A 15735-nucleotide genomic window follows, 5' to 3' on the forward strand; every position below is an offset into this window, starting at 1 on the left:
GATGAACGCGAGCTGGGTCGAAGAACTCTTGCCAGGGATTGTCACGTTCGATAACAAGATCCGTGAGTATCGAGGCAGCGGTAGTGCCCATCGCTAGGCCCCACTTATTGAGACCAGTGACGGTGAGCACACGGCCCGAAGTCATTGGCAGCCTACCGACGAATGGAATTCCGTCCGCAGGAATATAGTCCTGTGACGACCAACGATTATCGATCCTTGAGACCGGGAACCAGCGAAAGGCCCATTTCTCCAGCTCGCTGAAGTGCTCGCTGGCATTGGTGTCTTGGCCGACTTTGTGATCCTCGCCAACCACGATGACGCGGCGGGAATTAAGTTGTCGAACGGATCGCACTGGCGAATCGGCACTGATATACATGCCTCGTGGCGCCGAGTCCGATCGGAGCGCAGCGACTACTCAATACGAGCGACTGGGATAGGTTCGTGCGAACAGCCCTCCACGGTCGAGGAATGGCAATAATGTTGCGAGGACGACGTAATCGGCTTTCAGTTGCGCACACGCTGTTCTCAGAATGCAGTGGTCATCCTGCTCGAAAGATGCAACCCGCGAATTCTCGAAGAGCTCTCCCCCGGCTGCAACAAATGACTTTGCTAGGTGACGGCAATAACGATACGGATCGAACTGGGCTTGGTTGTCGACTCGCACTGCACCTTCCACCGCGAATGGCAAGTCGGTTTGCTTTGTAAAGGCCGCCTGCAGGCCTGCGCGTGCCGCTGCCTCCGTTTCGCGTTGAAGTCGATGCAGTAGTTCTGGCGTTGTCGTATAGGTATATGCCGACCGACGTGAGAAGCCACAGTCAATTTCCAACTCAGAGACAAGTGTCGCCACACGTTCGATGCCGGCCTGGTTAGCCGCCGCGTAGGCCGCGGAAGCGTCACTCCCTAGATCTTTCTCCAGATCGACATAGCCGAGTCGGTGCAGGGCAGTCAGCTTAGCGGTAGAGTGACCGGAGACGCCGCAACCGACGTGGTTCGCCTCAACAAGGGCAACCTTCAGCCCTTCTCTTTGAAGCAATATTGCTGTCGTTAAACCTGTAATGCCCGCTCCGACAACCGCCACGTCGACGCGGCGATTAGACAGCAACAGAGGAAACTCAGGCTTCGGCTCTGAGGGTAGCCACACGGACTCTGAAGTCGTCCGATGCATAGGAATACCTGCGAAGTAAGTGCGCTCACTGATCAGTAATTCGTATACCGGATCGCCAGCATCGAGGTCACCATTTAGCTCCGGCACCGCTGATCATCGTTCTCCAATCCCCTTCTCAAGGTCACTTACAACGAATGCGGATTGTTTTGCTAGTTAGAAGCATCTTAAGAGTAATCGAGGCAATTTATCGCGGTCGAGTGGTTATTCACTGAGGAATTAGGCGAGTCAGACACGGCACACCCGTTTCGTTCGTACTCGTGCCTTTGCCCTGGAGCCCTGCCATTCAAAGTCACACACCGACTTGCGCAGCGACTGGTTTGAGTTCCACTTTCAACCAACCTTCCTCCCGCTTGTCAAAGGCCTCGTAGGCCTCGATAGCCGAAACGAGTTCCTGTTGTTTGGTCAGCACTCTTGTCGGGTCCACAGCACCCGATGCAACTAGCCGAACCAAGTCGGGCAGATACCGACGGTGATTGCAGTTTCCCATGTTGACCGTCAGATTTTTGTTCATCGCTGCGCCGATGGGGAATGTCTGACAGGTAGGCGGATAGACGCCAATGATCGACAGCGTTCCGGCTTTGGCCAAGCTATTCACAGCCCATTTAAGGGCTTGCGTGGGGGCGTTGCCTTCTTCCCACAACCGTTGCTCTGCATCTGCCGTTTTCGAAGCATTAGGACGCTCAGCATCAATTCCCACTGCGTCGATCACGCGATCCGGGCCAATACCACCAGTCAGTTCACGGAGGGTTTCCACCGGGTTTTCTTCATCGAAATTGATCGTCTCGGCGCCCATTGATTGGGCTGTTTCGAGACGGGAGCCGATATGGTCGATGGCCAACACTCTTCCCGCGCCGAGATGAAACGCGCTCATGATGGCGAATTGCCCTACTGGTCCGCAACCGAATACTGCCACCGTGTCTCCTGGTCTGACCTCTGCCAGCTTGGCTCCGAAATATCCAGTGGGAAAGATGTCAGACAAAGGAATCGCCTGCTCATCGGTTATCTCGTCCGGAAGTTTGACGAGCCCGACGTTGGCAAAGGGGATTCGGGCGTATTCGGACTGAAGGCCGTCTAGTGGCCCAGACGCTTCCGGACCACCAAAGAAGGTTGTGCCGGCTAAGCTGCCATTGGGATTAGCGTTGTCACACTGGGCAAAGTAGCCATCTCGGCAGTAAGAGCAGCAGCCGCACCCCACCGTCGACGGAACGACCACCCGATCACCACGACGCAGATTCCTCACCTCTTTTCCGGTCTCTACGACTATTCCGACAGCCTCGTGGCCAAGAACCGTGCCTGGCTTCATTCCGGGAAACGTCCCCCGCACGAAGTGCAGGTCGGTTCCGCAGATGGCGCTAGCGGTGACCTCGACGATCGCATCCGTTGGTTGCTTGATGACCGGGTCGGGGACTTCGTCGAGGCGAATATCGCCCACATCATGATATACGACGGCCTTCATAGTCTTTCCTTATATTTATTGAGTTGAGAGTCCCAGGTTGATGTGCAAGTCCTGCGCCGACGCCTGGCAAATTAGTTGTAAGGAATACGACTTGCTGGGATCAGAACTCTTACAGTGGCCAATTGCCTCAACCATTGAAGTGCTCACTAACTGTGTAAAGGGATCATGGACGGGTTTTTCATTCGCGATGCGGCCGGCCTTATTCGAATCGCGTCAAGCGCCGTGGTCACCTACGTCAGCGTCGTCGTCTTCGTCCGCGCGGCGGGCAAGCGTGCGACGTCCCAGATGAATAACTTTGACTGGATTGTCACAGTCGCCATCGGTTCGGTGGTCGGATCAACGATCGTGCTCCGCGACTTGCCACTGCTAGAGGGGATTGTTGCCGTGGGGACCTTGCTTGCGGTGCAGTACGCAGTGACGAAGCTGTCGATCCATACACCCGCATTCTCGCGGCTGGTTCACGCCTCGCCCACACTGCTCTTCTATAGGGGCGCTTTTATATACGCTGCCATGAAAAAGGAGCGAGTGACGGAGCAGGAGATCCTAAGCGCAATCCGGCAATCCGGAATCCATGCGACATCGCAGGTAGAGGCCGTCGTGCTAGAGACGGACGCGAAGCTAAGTGTCCTCAGCCGCCCTGATACCGACCCGCCTACTTCGGAGGCGTCGACGCTGGCAGAAGTCTCGAATTATTCACAGGTAACGTAGGCCTGCCGCGTTGGTAGCGGTCGGGGGGCTTTGCACAGTACCGTCAATACCTCACGAATCCTCTCGCATGGACGTCGCCACATCTGAGTGCCTTTCAGTATCCCGCGATATCAAGAAGCCATAGCAGGCCTGCTAGCGCCGGTGCGGCGATTGCGACGAACACGCCAGGCGAGACGCCGACAAGCTGCGGCAGCGTCAGCTTGCCGCGTTGGCCCCAACGGCTGACGGCTTTCGTGCTAAACTTCGAATTCAGCGCGTAGATGTACGAGCCCAATACGAGCCCCGCGACGCCCACTAGCGCGTCGAGATTTCCCTGACCGAGAGCTGCTGCATTGGTGCCCGGGCAATAGCCCAGCAGCCCAAAGCCGACACCGAATATCAGCCCGCCAATGATGTCGGCGCCGTACTTCGTCTCGTTGATCTGCAGCTCGATGACGCCCATCCGTCGTAGCAGGTAGCTGCCCACCATCCCGACGATGATCGCCGTCACCATGATTTTTACGACCACGAAGTTTTCGAGCAGCAGAACGCCGATGAGGATGTCGAACTTGGCGACGCCCCCTTTCTGCAGGAGAAATCCAAAGATCACTCCAAACAGCAGTCCTGCGGCCAACTTACCCGGAGAGGCTTCCAACCAGTTCCACTGCTGGGGGTCAGATCCTTCCTCAATCTGCGATTCCGCCTGTTGTGGCGGGTTCCGCAGCGTTGGATCGGCCGGCGGCAAGGCAGTATGGAGCTTCGTATCCATCGGGCAACTCTCCGAGTGACTCACATGCGGTACATTAATATGGCTGTAGCGATGCCGCCTACGAAAAAGCAACACACCGCGATCCAAGAGCTGACCGCAAGTTGAAGCGTGCCGCTGATTCCGTGCCCACTGGTGCAACCTCCTGCCATGCGCGCACCGAAGGCCATCAATGCCCCGCCGATGAGCGCGACACCCGTTCGCAGAGCGGCGCTGTCGCTCCCGAATCGGGCGACCCACATGTCCTGAAGATATGTGCCGGTCAACTCCCCGCCAGACCATGCCGCGACGAACGCGCCCAATATGGCGCCGAGGACGATGGTCAACGTCCAGCCGATCATCGGCCTATTTTCCTGGTAGTAGGGCAGCGAAGCGATGTGCGCCGGCGCCACCAGCCGGCCAATCATCCCAGCGGCGTCCGAATAGCCGCTGGAGGCGCCGATCTTCTTGCCCGCGAGGGCTAGCGTCGTAAGCACCAACAGCCCGATCAGTCCCCCAACCAGATACGGCGACCAAGCCGGTTCCGGATAGGGATAGGGCGACGGCAAGTCTTCGGTGGCTTGCAGGTTGGTAGCGGGCCACAGGAAGACCATCGTATAGAGGAAGACTCGGCGTTTGACGATGCGTGCATCGCGTGCACATGATGAAAAAGTCACTGCTTCACCTCTAACCCAGTAGCCTTCCAGGCCTTCATACTGCCCGGGACGTTGTAGACCTCGCCAAAACCGTCTCGCTTCAACAAACTGGCGGCAATGCTGGCCCGATAGCCACTGCCGCAGTACACGGCGATGGGCCGGTTGGGATCGAGCCCTAGGTCACCGTCTATGCCATCGCGCATCTCGGCTACGTACTTGTGTTTGGCACCGTCGATGCGGCCATTGTCGTACTCGCCGGCGGAACGGACATCTAACAGTTGCAGCCGATCCAACTCCTCGGCAAGGCGGCGGACCGAAATCTGCTGCACGGTCTCCAATGGCAGCCCCTTGTTGTTCCAGGCCTTCATGCCACCGGCCAAGTAGCCGACAAACCGAGTATGCCCAACGTAGGCAAAGTGCCAGAGAATCCAGTCGAGTTGCGTCTCATCTTCTACTACCACCAGGATAGGCTTGTCGTACGAGAGCATATCTCCGGCCCATACAGACAGCTCTGGCCGATCGCCGATGTTGATGGCTGCCGGGATGTGACCGCCGCCAAAGGACAACATCTGCCGCGTATCGACAAGCTGCGCCTCGCCTTTCTCGATGGCCTGCTGAAATTCTTCGGGCGGCAGACCAGGCGCAGTTGGGGCACTACCGATCGGCTGCGGACCCTGTGAATTGATCCTTTTCAGAATCGGGTAGTGCTGGGGCACCGGCGGTGCGCCTCGCTTGACGAGGGACTTGAAGGCATCGAACTGATCGTACTGCAAAAACTCGTTCGTTCGTCGTTCATAGCCGATAGTGCTCATGGGCCGCTCGCCGATATCCGCACCACAGGCAGATCCAGCCCCATGGCACGGGTAGATGAGGACTCCATCATTGAGCTGCAGATAGTAGTCTCTAAGCGTATGAAACAGTTGCTCGGTAAGCTCATCGGTTTCTTCCTCTCCCAGCAGATCGGGCCTACCGGCGGAACTGACAAATAGCGAGTCGCCGGTCAGCACGCCCCAGGGGTCATCGGTGCGATCCTTCTCGGCCAGTTCGTAGGATACGTGCTCGGGAGTATGTCCTGGGGTGTGACGCACCGTCAGAGCGACCCCACCAAACTCAAAACGATCCCCATCCTTGACCTTGTGGACGGGGAAATCATACGAAGCGTCCCCTTCGCCGCTGGCGTAGATCTTGGCCGATCCCAGCCGCTGCTCCAGTTCACGAGCGCCGCTCATGAAATCGGCGTGAATGTGCGTCTCGAAAATATGCGTAATCGCCACTCGTGTTTGCGGGCCAACTCCAGGTAGACCTCGACGTCTGGTCTTGGATCGATCACGGCGGCCGTCTGCGTGCCATCGTCTCCAACCAGATACGAAAGCTGGGCAATGCCTGCAGTCTGGATGCTCTCAAAGAGCATTGTCATTGGTAATCTCTCTGGAAGCGGCGACGTTGACGAAAGCTCAGGGCGACCGACTGGCAAGGAAGCGAACTTGGCCTGCTCGACCTCAGCACCGGAGCATCTATGCGGCTACAGCACGACATGCTTCGGCGCATTTGTAGCATTCTTCGGCGCAGTGCTGGCAGTGGTCGTGGGGATGTTCTTTGCATTGCTCTGCGCACCAGTCGCATATCTCGGCGCACAGCTGGCACGTCTGTGCTACAAACTGCCCATCGACGGCCATCGATTCCACGCAGTGTTGGCAGGCCGCAGCACACTCTAAACAACACTGGGGGCATGCGTTGTCGCTGTCCTTATCGAGCATGGCGACGACATTCGCCAGGCATGTCGTGGCGCAAGCCTGACAGGCGTCTAGGCAGGTCTGGTAGTTTGCGGTCTGTATGGTCATCGGTCTTGTCCTCCAGGGGCTTGGATAGAGATCGTTTCTTGGAGCAATCGTTGGGCAAATGTTATGCCCCCGTGGCTCACGATGGCGATATGGCGACCAAAATGTTGGAATCTTCTTCTTTCCGCTTTGGTTTCTGCACATGGCTTCTGGTTTGCTACTGCAGGTATCACGACTTGGTAAGAACAGGGATAATCGATGATGACTACGCGCTCCGCTGCGACTTGTAACGTGCAGAATCAACTGCTGCGGACTTACCTTCTTGATCATCTGACCGGCGGGGACACGGCCCTACAGGTGCTGCGAGACTTCGAACAGCAGGAGGCACGCCGCACTAACAGTGAATTAGCTCAACGTCTGTTGCCAGAGATCGAACACGACCGCGAAGTCCTTCGGCGGTTGTTGCAGGAGGTCGGCGGAACGACGAACGCATTCAGGCGATTTATCTCATGGTTGAGCGGGAAAATGAGCGGCCTTAAGTTCTGGTGGCGGTTGTCTAAAGAGCTGGGTCCCTTCGAAGGTCTAGAGGTTCTCTCGCTCGGCATCCTCGGGAAACGTGCTTTGTGGCGAACACTGCAGCGTTTGCAATCGGACGCGGGGGTTTTTCCGAATCAAGACTTCGACTCCCTGATTCAGCGAGCAGAAAGCCAGTACACACTGGTGGAAAACGGACGAATGCAAGCGGTCCCGCACACTTTCCTATGCCGCCCTTCGTAGAAGTGCCGTACGCGGAGGTCGGGAAGGGGTGCTCCCAAGGTTAGCCCCAGCGTTTCGCAGCTCTCTCAAATCTGCACAACGGTTCTCTTATCGTGACGGCCTTCTCGAGCTGTGCTGCCTGCGTCCGGTGCTTCGGCCCCCGGAACTGCCATCTGGGAGCGAGGGTTGCCCCCTCCTCCGCCAATCGCTTGGCCGCACGTCCGCCACCCTGGCAGCCGTGCGACCAATCAGAGAGGTATTCAGCAACATTAAGTTTCTACATAGTTGACCCAATAGTACTACAAGCGATACGCTGGCCAGATCGGTTAATCAGAGCAAGGCGGCGGAGGAATCGTGATGCGATTCGGCGAGCAGGTGAGAGCACTACGCCAGGAGCGTCAACTCACTCAAAGAGAGCTGGCGAATCGGCTGGGTGTAAGCGCCTCTTACATCAGCAAGGTCGAGAATGAGAACCTGCCTTTTGGCGATTTCCCCTCTGAGAGCTTCATCCATCGATTGGCTGAGGAGCTCGAGGCGGACGAGGAAGTGCTGTTGCTGCTTGCGAACAAGATTCCACCTTTGATACGTCGACGAGTTCTGGAACAACCGAACGAGTTCCGCAAACTAGCAGAACTCGACCGGAACACACTTAACCGATTGGTGAGCAGAGTTATGGCAGAACAAGCTAAGCAGCTTTGAGGCGTTTTAGTTTCGCCGGTGCGTAGCGTTTTAGAGTCTGAATCTTATCTGGTCCCGCGGCACTCCGCATGAGAACAATGACCTATGCTTAATAACCATACTGCCATCAAGGCATCCAGGTTGGATGACCTCTTTGGACGCGGAGAGATGGCTGAAAGGACTCGGTCTTTCGACTGGTCGCAAACGCCCGTGGGTCCAATCGACGGGTGGCCTCAGAGTCTGAAGACAGCGGTCCAAATTGTGCTTGGATCGCGGTACGCCATGTGGCTTGGCTGGGGGCCTGAGTTCACTTTTATCTACAACGACGCCTACGCCAAGATGACGCTCGGCCCCAAGCATCCCTGGGCGTTGGGGCAATCGGCTCGCGAGGTGTGGTCTGAGATCTGGGAGGACATCGGACCACGTGCAGATTCAGTTCTCAAAACCGGTGAAGCCACGTGGGACGAAGGTTTGCTCTTGTTTCTTGAGCGGAAAGGATTTCCTGAAGAGACTTATCACACCTTCTCTTATAGCCCTCTGCCGTCTGATAGAGGAAGCGTAGGTGGCATGCTCTGTGTCGTGACGGAGGAAACGGAACGCGCCATCGGTGAACGACGGCTTCAAACACTGCGAGAGCTTGCGGCACGCACGACTGACGAAACACGCTCGGCTGAGCAGGCTTGCCAGTCCGCGGCCAAGATAATTGCAGACAACCCCTACGACTTCCCATTTGCGGCAATTTACCTATTGGAAGGTGATCAGGACTCGGTGAAGCTCGTCGGCACAACTGGTTTCAAGGGGGGCTTCGTAGGCTGCCCTGAACACTTCCAGGTTAACGACACTGACGCCCTCTGGCCCCTCAAAGAAGTAGGTAATAGTGGGAAGGTCGTTGATCTCGATCATCTCCAAAGCGGGTTGAGTGCGTTAGAAGTAGGGATTTGGCCTGAGCCACCGCGTCAGGCGATGGTCTTGCCCATCTCGAAGCCCGGCCAAGCACAGGTAGCTGGATTCTTGATTGCAGGGGTCAGCCCGCGACTGGCTCTTGACGATTCCTATCGTGGCTTCTTCGACCTTGTAGCCGGTCAACTCGCAACCACAGTAGCGAACGCTCGGGCGTACGAGGATGAGAGAAGGCGAGCTGAGGCTCTCGCGGAACTCGATCGGGCCAAGACCGCATTCTTCTCCAATGTCAGTCACGAGTTCCGCACTCCGTTGACTTTGATGCTGGGCCCTTTGGCAGACATGCTCTCAGAGGACAAATCTACGGACACGCCTATCGTGCGTGAGCAGCTTGAGGTGGTGAATCGGAATGGCTTGCGACTATTGCGTTTAGTGAACTCGCTGCTCGACTTCTCTCGTATCGAGGCTGGGCGAGCCCAAGCCTCGTTCGTTGCCACTGATCTCAGCAGCATGACAGCTGAACTGGCCAGCGTCTTTCGAGCCGCTTGTGAGCGTGCCGAGATAAGTTTGAAAGTAGAATGCGACCAACTCGACGAGCTGGTCTTTGTTGATCGCGATATGTGGGAGAAGATTGTGCTCAATCTCCTCTCCAATGCATTGAAATTTACCCGCCAGGGTGAAATTTCCGTCACCCTGCGCAAGGAGGCGGACGCTGCCGTCCTTTGTGTCAGTGACACGGGGGTTGGCGTTGCAGCGGAAGATTTACCGCGCCTGTTTGAGCGATTCCATCGTTCGGAAAGAACTTGGGCCAGAACACATGAAGGGAGCGGGATTGGCTTGGCCCTGGTGCAGGAGTTGGTGAATCTTCATGGCGGTTCTGTCACAGCAGAGAGCGACCAAGGTGATGGAACAGCCTTTACGGTCGTCATCCCCCTTGGGAGTTCGCACCTCCCTCCTGATCAAGTGACGGAGGGTGACCGTGGAGGGGAGATCGGCGCCGGAGCCGCTCCCTTCGTCGAGGAGGCCCTTCGGTGGTTGCCCGACAATGGGTTCATAGCCGACGTACCCCAGTTTCACTCCTGCGACAGTCGCTCGACGGTCCCCTCTGCAAACGCTGGCATCGATCCAAGAGATCGTCGGCCACGCGTGCTTGTTGCTGACGACAATGCCGACATGAGGGACTACGTCGTTCGCCTGCTTTCCGATAGTTACTGCGTAACCGCGGTCGCTGATGGCGATCAGGCGTTAGAAGCCGCCTACCGGGACCCGCCGGAACTGGTTGTTGCAGATGTAATGATGCCCAACCGGGATGGCTTCAGTCTTCTGCAAGCTTTGCGTGAAAACCCGGCGTTGAGCGATATCCCTGTCGTGTTGCTCTCGGCACGAGCTGGCGAAGAGAGCCGAATTGAGGGGATGGAGGCTGGTGCGGATGATTATCTGGTGAAGCCATTCAGCGCGCGAGAACTACTGGCGCGTGTTGCGGCGCGCCTGCAGATTGCAAGCGTGCGGCGCGAGTCGAAAGAGGCTGTACGCGAGAGCGAAGAACGGCTCCGCATGGCCCTCGAAGCCGCAAGAATGGTTGCCTGGCGATGGGATCTTTCCACCGATCTTATCACGATGTCAGGCAATGCCCCCGCGGTTCTTGGTTTACAAGCCGATAGAAGCGTTGAGAAGTGCTCCCAGTTCTTCTCCCTGATCCATCCTCAAGACGCCGCGCGACACCGCGAGACGCTCGAACGAACGATTGAGCACGGCGCCAGTTACTCAAGCCAGTTCCGAATTGTTCGTCAGAATAGTGGCGAGACGCTATGGCTGGAGGAGCGGGGCCAAGCGGTTAGAGGAGACAATGGCGAAGCTACATGCCTGATAGGCATTGTTATTGATGTTACCGACCGCAAAGCAATGGAGGACACACTCCGAGACCGAGAACAGTTGCTGCAAGCAATCTTTGAGACCACGCCTGAGTGCATCAAAGTTGTTGCACCAGATGGCACACTCTTGCAGATGAACCCCGCTGGAGTGTCAATGGTGGAAGCGGAAGCCATCGATGCCATATTGGGGGGCTGCGTCTACGATCTTATTGCTCCTGAGTGTCGCGACTCCTTTCGCCAATTCAATGACCGCATTTGTAGTGGCGGTCGGGGGATGCTGGAATTTGAGATCATTGGCCAGGAAGGAACTAGGCGAAGCATGGAAACGCACGCCGTGCCGCTTAAGGGGGCTGATGGTGCGCAGGTTCAGTTGGCGATAACCCGCGACGTGACCACGCGTAAGCAGGCTGAAACAGCATTGCGCAGGGAGAAAGACTTGCTACAAGTCACCCTCGCTAGCATTGGCGATGCGGTGGTCACCACCGATACACAAGAATGCGTGACAAGCATGAATCCTGTCGCGGAATCACTTACAGGATGGTCTTCTGATGATGCCGTAGGGCTATCTCTCGATCAGATTATCAGGGTAGTCAGCCATGACGCCGATGGCAGGGTCGATGGTTCCAAGGTGCCCGCGTGCGCGTTAGATAGCCAGGAACGATCAACAACCAACAGTGCATTGATTCTCAGCGACGGCAAGAGCCTGCCCGTGGACATCAATCGCGCTGCCATTCGCGGCGATGACGGCGAACGCATTGGCAGCGTGCTCGTGATCAGGGATGTAACCGACCGCAAGCGTGCCGAGGACGCGCTCCGCGAGAGCGAAGTGTACTTCCGCACTATGGCGGATAACGCTCCCGCAATGCTCTGGGTGACCGAACACGACTGTAGTTGCTCATTCCTGTCTCGGGGGTGGTACGAGTACACCGGTCAGACGGAAGCCGAGGGACTCGGCGACGGCGGCTTCGGCTGGCTGAAGGCCGTTCATCCTGAAGACCGAGACGACTCTGCCCGGGTCTTCATGGACGCCAATGCCGCCCGCGAACCCTTCTCGCTTGACTACCGACTGCGGAGGCACGACGGCGAATACCGCTGGGCGATCGATTCCGGCACGCCTCGATTCGATACGCAGGGTGAGTTCATCGGTTACATCGGCACGGTGATCGACGTGCATGAACGCAAACAAGCCGAGGAATTTCGTGCGGCGCAGATCCGTGTACTGGAAATGATCACAAGCGAGCAACCGCTTGAAGCAATCCTTACCGAATTGGTGACTTATATTGAATCCCAGGTAGCGGGCGCAATCGGGTCCATTTTGTTGGTGGACAATGACGGCAAGCGACTGCGGCACGGTGCGGCGCCTCGGCTCCCGAAAGAATACAACGAGGCCATTGACGGGATCGAGATCGGCCCCAACGTGGGTTCCTGCGGTACCGCCGCGTACCACGGGCGCCAGATCCTTGTCGACGACATCCAGAGCGACCCCTTGTGGGCAGACTTCAAAGACCTCGCCGAGGAGCATGGGCTGTCCGCGTGCTGGTCAGAGCCAATACGATCAAGCACCGGCGAGTTGCTTGGCACGACGGCACTATACTTCACGTCGCGTCGCACTTCGCGAGAGAGGGAGTTGGCTGCCCTCGCTGCTGCAGCACGCTTCGCGGGTATCGCGATTGAACGACCTCGTGCGCAAGCAGCCCTTCGGCAAAGCGAGCAGCAATTGCGGGCATACACGGACGCCACGTTTGACGTGGTGTACCGCATGAGTCCTGATTGGTCTGAATTGCGACTCTTGCAGGGCCGCGGCTTCCTCACAGACGCAGACTCGCCTAGCCGTTCCTGGCTAAACGACTACGTCTCCTCCGACGACCAACCCAGAATAACGGCTGCCATCGCAGCCGCCATTGAATCTAAGACCACGTTCGAGTTGGAGCACCGTGTCATATGCAAGGACGGGTCAACAGGTTGGATCTACTCCCGGGCGATTCCGCTGCTAGACGCTCATAACAATATCACTGAGTGGTTTGGCGCCGCCAGCGACGTGACTCAGCGGAAGTCTGCAGAAGAAGCTCTCCGTCTTCGCGAGCAGATCATGGCGGGTCAACGCGAGGCGTTGGAGTTGGCGGTCAACGACGCGTCCTTAGAAGAGTCCCTTGGTGTCCTCGTTCGCTCCGCGATCCAAGCCCTCGGAGGCGAGGTCAGAGCAGGGTTCTATCTTGCGAATGACGACAGGACGTCAATCCGCCACATAGTCGGCATGAGTCCAGAATATGCCGCAGCCATCGATCAATTCCCCATTGGCCCGCATTCGATGGCGTGCGGCCTCGCAATTCACATGGGAGAGCCAATCATTACTCCCGATGTAAGAAACGAACCTCTGTGGGAACCGTGGTTGTGGCTTGCCAAAGAAACAGGATTCTATGGCTGCTGGAGTTTTCCGATCCACACTACTAAGGAGCAGTACGTTGGCACGATGGCGGTTTATACCAATCAGCCGCGTGACGCTACGACCAGAGACAAGGAAACCTGCGCACTACTTGTCCATTCAGCCTCAGTCATTATCTCCCGAAAGACCGAATCCGATGTGCGGAAGCAGACGCAGAAAGCGTTGCGCGAAAGTGCGCGCCTGAACGCCATGCTCTCGCAAGCGGGAACACAGCTGCTCCAGGATTCCAATCCTCAGCGTGTGGTGGAAGAGTGTTGCCGCGACGTATTGGAATTCCTCGATTGCCAAACTTTCTTCAATTACATTTTTGATGCGAACGCCAATCGACTGCGATTGAATGCTTGTGCCGGCGTGCCCCCCGATGACGCGGCCAGAATTGAATGGATGGACCTTGGCGACGCCGTGTGCGGCTGCGTCGCACGCGACTGCCGGCGGTTTTCCGCCGACGACATCGGGCAGAGCCTCGACCCACGCACAGAACTTGTCAAGTCGTATGGTATCCAGGCGTATTGCTGTCATCCCCTCATCGTTCAAGGGCGTTTGCTTGGCACGTTGTCGTTTGGCACGCGTTCGCGGAAGAGTTTTAGCGATCAAGACATCGACACTATGAAGTCGATCTCTGATCTCGTGGCGTTAGCGATGGATCGCATCCAGAGCGAACAGTCACTGCGAGACAGCCAAGAAAGTTTCCGTCGTAGTGCAGAAACGTTTGCCGCCTTAGTGGAGGAATCCCCGCTTGGCATCTACACGGTCGATTCGGAATTCAAGATTAAGCACGCCAGCGCAGGCTCTGCGCCCGCATTTCAGAATATCCAACCCGTCATCGGTCGCGATTTTGCTGAAGTAATGCACGCGATTTGGCCAGCGGAGTTTGCCGACGAAGCGATCCGGCTATTCCGTCGCACGCTCGAAACGGGCGAGCCCTACATTTCACCCGGACTGACTGAACAACGAAAGGATCTTGGCACGGTTGAGTCTTACGAGTGGCAGATCAATCGCGTCACCTTGGCCGATGGCGGCTATGGCGTTGTGTGCTATTACTTCGACACAACGCGACTACAGCATGCATTGCAAAACTTGCGGGATAGCGAAGAACGTTTCAGGATGCTTGCTGACAACATGGCCCAACTCGCTTGGACCTGCACTGAACTTGGGGAGGTCAACTGGTACAACCAACGTTGGCTCGACTATACAGGCCGACCCTCACGAGAGATGCTTGGCGAGGGATGGGTTGATGTTCTTCATCCGGACCATCTCGAGCGAGTCAAGGGCAGCGTCGACCGATCACGACGCTCGGGTGTTGTGTGGGTTGACACGATCCCACTGCGTCGTGCGGATGGAAAGTATCGGTGGTTCTTGTCTCGTGCGGTTCCGATTCGAGACGACTCAGGCGCCATCATCCGTTGGTTTGGGACGAACACAGACATCACCGAGCAACGCAACGCTGAGGAAGCACTGAAGCAAGCGGACCGTCGCAAAGACGAGTTTTTGGCGACTCTCGCCCATGAGCTTAGAAACCCGCTGGCGCCTATCCGTAGCGGCATCGACTTACTGAGACTTGACACAGACCCGCAAACGATCGAGGACACTCGACTGGTCATGGAGCGACAGTTGTCGCAGCTTGTTGCGCTGGTGGATGACCTCCTGGATGTGTCCCGTATTACGCGCGGCAAGTTCGAGCTTCGCAAACGCCGCGTTACGCTGGAGGAAATAGTGCGGAGCGCCGTTGAAGCCACACATCCACTGGTAACTGAATCGAAGCACACTCTTACCGTCTCCTTGCCAGAGCAGGCTGTTCATCTGGATGCCGATCCGAATCGATTGGCCCAAATAATCTCCAATCTGTTGACCAACGCTGCCAGATATACTCCTCCGCAGGGAACAATTGACCTGCATTGCGAAGTGCGTCAGGACCAACAAGTAGTAGTTAGAATTGTCGACAACGGCGTGGGTATTCCGATCGAGAGACAGGGGCGCGTGTTCGATATGTTCGATCAAGGTGACCGATCGCAAGATCAGGGGCACGGTGGGCTCGGTATCGGTCTAACGCTTGTAAAGTCCCTGACGGAGATGCATGGAGGAACCGTCAGCGTTAGCAGCGAAGGTAAGGGAATGGGAAGCGAGTTTAAGGTGATGCTCCCCATAGTGGTCGAGGCCTCCACCGATCACAAACAACCAAGTACAGAACTGTCTGCGAGTTTCGGACTTCGAGTGCTGGTGGTGGATGATAACCGGAGCGGAGTCTATCTTCTTAGCGCATTGTGCCAGAAGTTGGGGAACGAAGTTAGAACTGCGAGCGATGGACATCAGGCAATTCTCGCGGCCGAGGAGTTCCGTCCCCAAGTTGTGCTGATGGACGTGAATATGCCGGTGATGGATGGATGTGCTGCCGCCCGCCACATTCGAGAGCAAGCTTGGGGAGAGAAGATGACGCTGGTTGCGGTGACCGGGAACGGCCAAGCTGAAGATCGCCGCCGGTCTCAAGAATCAGGATTTGACAGGCATCTTGTGAAACCTGCTGGGATTGATGACCTTCAGGAACTTTTCTCGAGTATCTCATGCGTTAAGCGTGGGTGAAAGGCCTACAGCTAACGCATACC

Annotated in this window: 9 protein-coding genes and 1 pseudogene; 4 read left to right on the forward strand and 6 right to left on the reverse strand. The window is 56.8% G+C overall.

The annotated features are described in order from the left end of the window. Window positions 1–67: 67 nt before the first annotated feature. Window positions 68–1165, reverse strand: a pseudogene (locus ACQK2L_RS26970) (NAD(P)/FAD-dependent oxidoreductase); the annotation flags it as partial. A 289-nt stretch (window positions 1166–1454) separates the two neighbouring features. Then, window positions 1455–2621 (reverse strand): zinc-dependent alcohol dehydrogenase, encoded by a 1167-nt coding sequence (locus ACQK2L_RS26975; protein ID WP_425400151.1) that lies wholly within the window; start codon window positions 2619–2621, stop codon window positions 1455–1457. Window positions 2622–2786: 165 nt separating this feature from the next. On the opposite strand from ACQK2L_RS26975, the gene ACQK2L_RS26980 reads away from it, so the two are divergent. Continuing rightward, the gene (locus ACQK2L_RS26980; protein WP_425400152.1) at window positions 2787–3329 is read left to right on the forward strand and encodes a DUF421 domain-containing protein; all 543 of its coding nucleotides are present in this window, start codon (window positions 2787–2789) and stop codon (window positions 3327–3329) included. 94 nt (window positions 3330–3423) lie between these two features. Here ACQK2L_RS26980 and ACQK2L_RS26985 read toward each other — a convergent pair whose 3' ends face one another. The 4 genes from ACQK2L_RS26985 to ACQK2L_RS27000 are packed head-to-tail and all read right to left on the reverse strand — an operon-like array spanning window position 3424 to window position 6126. Then, window positions 3424–4077 (reverse strand): DUF6691 family protein, encoded by a 654-nt coding sequence (locus ACQK2L_RS26985; protein ID WP_425400153.1) that lies wholly within the window; start codon window positions 4075–4077, stop codon window positions 3424–3426. A gap of 20 nt (window positions 4078–4097) precedes the next feature. Then, the gene (locus ACQK2L_RS26990; RefSeq protein ID WP_425400154.1) at window positions 4098–4730 is read right to left on the reverse strand and encodes a YeeE/YedE thiosulfate transporter family protein; all 633 of its coding nucleotides are present in this window, start codon (window positions 4728–4730) and stop codon (window positions 4098–4100) included. Further along, a complete protein-coding gene (locus ACQK2L_RS26995; protein WP_425400155.1) occupies window positions 4727–5938 on the reverse strand; it encodes an MBL fold metallo-hydrolase in 1212 nt (403 codons plus the stop codon). The genes ACQK2L_RS26990 and ACQK2L_RS26995 overlap by 4 nt, the downstream gene beginning before the upstream one ends. Beyond that, the gene (locus ACQK2L_RS27000) at window positions 5935–6126 is read right to left on the reverse strand and encodes a hypothetical protein (protein WP_425400156.1); all 192 of its coding nucleotides are present in this window, start codon (window positions 6124–6126) and stop codon (window positions 5935–5937) included. The genes ACQK2L_RS26995 and ACQK2L_RS27000 overlap by 4 nt, the downstream gene beginning before the upstream one ends. 619 nt (window positions 6127–6745) lie before the next feature. Here ACQK2L_RS27000 and ACQK2L_RS27005 point away from each other — a divergent pair. From ACQK2L_RS27005 to ACQK2L_RS27015, 3 genes are all read left to right on the forward strand, one after another. Next, window positions 6746–7264 (forward strand): hypothetical protein, encoded by a 519-nt coding sequence (locus ACQK2L_RS27005; protein WP_425400157.1) that lies wholly within the window; start codon window positions 6746–6748, stop codon window positions 7262–7264. A 336-nt stretch (window positions 7265–7600) separates the two neighbouring features. Continuing rightward, complete coding sequence (locus ACQK2L_RS27010; protein ID WP_425400158.1) at window positions 7601–7942, forward strand: helix-turn-helix domain-containing protein; 342 nt, start codon at window positions 7601–7603, stop codon at window positions 7940–7942. Between the two features lie 261 nt (window positions 7943–8203). Beyond that, complete coding sequence (locus ACQK2L_RS27015; protein ID WP_425400159.1) at window positions 8204–15712, forward strand: PAS domain S-box protein; 7509 nt, start codon at window positions 8204–8206, stop codon at window positions 15710–15712. Window positions 15713–15735 lie beyond the last annotated feature (23 nt).

The sequence above is a fragment of the Aeoliella sp. genome (genome assembly GCF_965227375.1).
Classification (GTDB): domain Bacteria; phylum Planctomycetota; class Planctomycetia; order Pirellulales; family Lacipirellulaceae; genus Aeoliella.

What these genes read in the sequence shown, in the direction of transcription:
- ACQK2L_RS27015 (WP_425400159.1), top strand. Translation starts at nt 8,204, where the DNA reads ATGTGGCTTGGCTGGGGGCCTGAGTTCACTTTTATCTACAACGACGCC.
- ACQK2L_RS26995 (WP_425400155.1), bottom strand. Translation starts at nt 5,938, where the DNA reads ATGAGCGGCGCTCGTGAACTGGAGCAGCGGCTGGGATCGGCCAAGATC.
- ACQK2L_RS27000 (WP_425400156.1), bottom strand. Translation starts at nt 6,126, where the DNA reads ATGACAATGCTCTTTGAGAGCATCCAGACTGCAGGCATTGCCCAGCTT.
- ACQK2L_RS26980 (WP_425400152.1), top strand. Translation starts at nt 2,787, where the DNA reads ATGGACGGGTTTTTCATTCGCGATGCGGCCGGCCTTATTCGAATCGCG.
- ACQK2L_RS27005 (WP_425400157.1), top strand. Translation starts at nt 6,746, where the DNA reads ATGATGACTACGCGCTCCGCTGCGACTTGTAACGTGCAGAATCAACTG.
- ACQK2L_RS26975 (WP_425400151.1), bottom strand. Translation starts at nt 2,621, where the DNA reads ATGAAGGCCGTCGTATATCATGATGTGGGCGATATTCGCCTCGACGAA.
- ACQK2L_RS26985 (WP_425400153.1), bottom strand. Translation starts at nt 4,077, where the DNA reads ATGGATACGAAGCTCCATACTGCCTTGCCGCCGGCCGATCCAACGCTG.
- ACQK2L_RS27010 (WP_425400158.1), top strand. Translation starts at nt 7,601, where the DNA reads ATGCGATTCGGCGAGCAGGTGAGAGCACTACGCCAGGAGCGTCAACTC.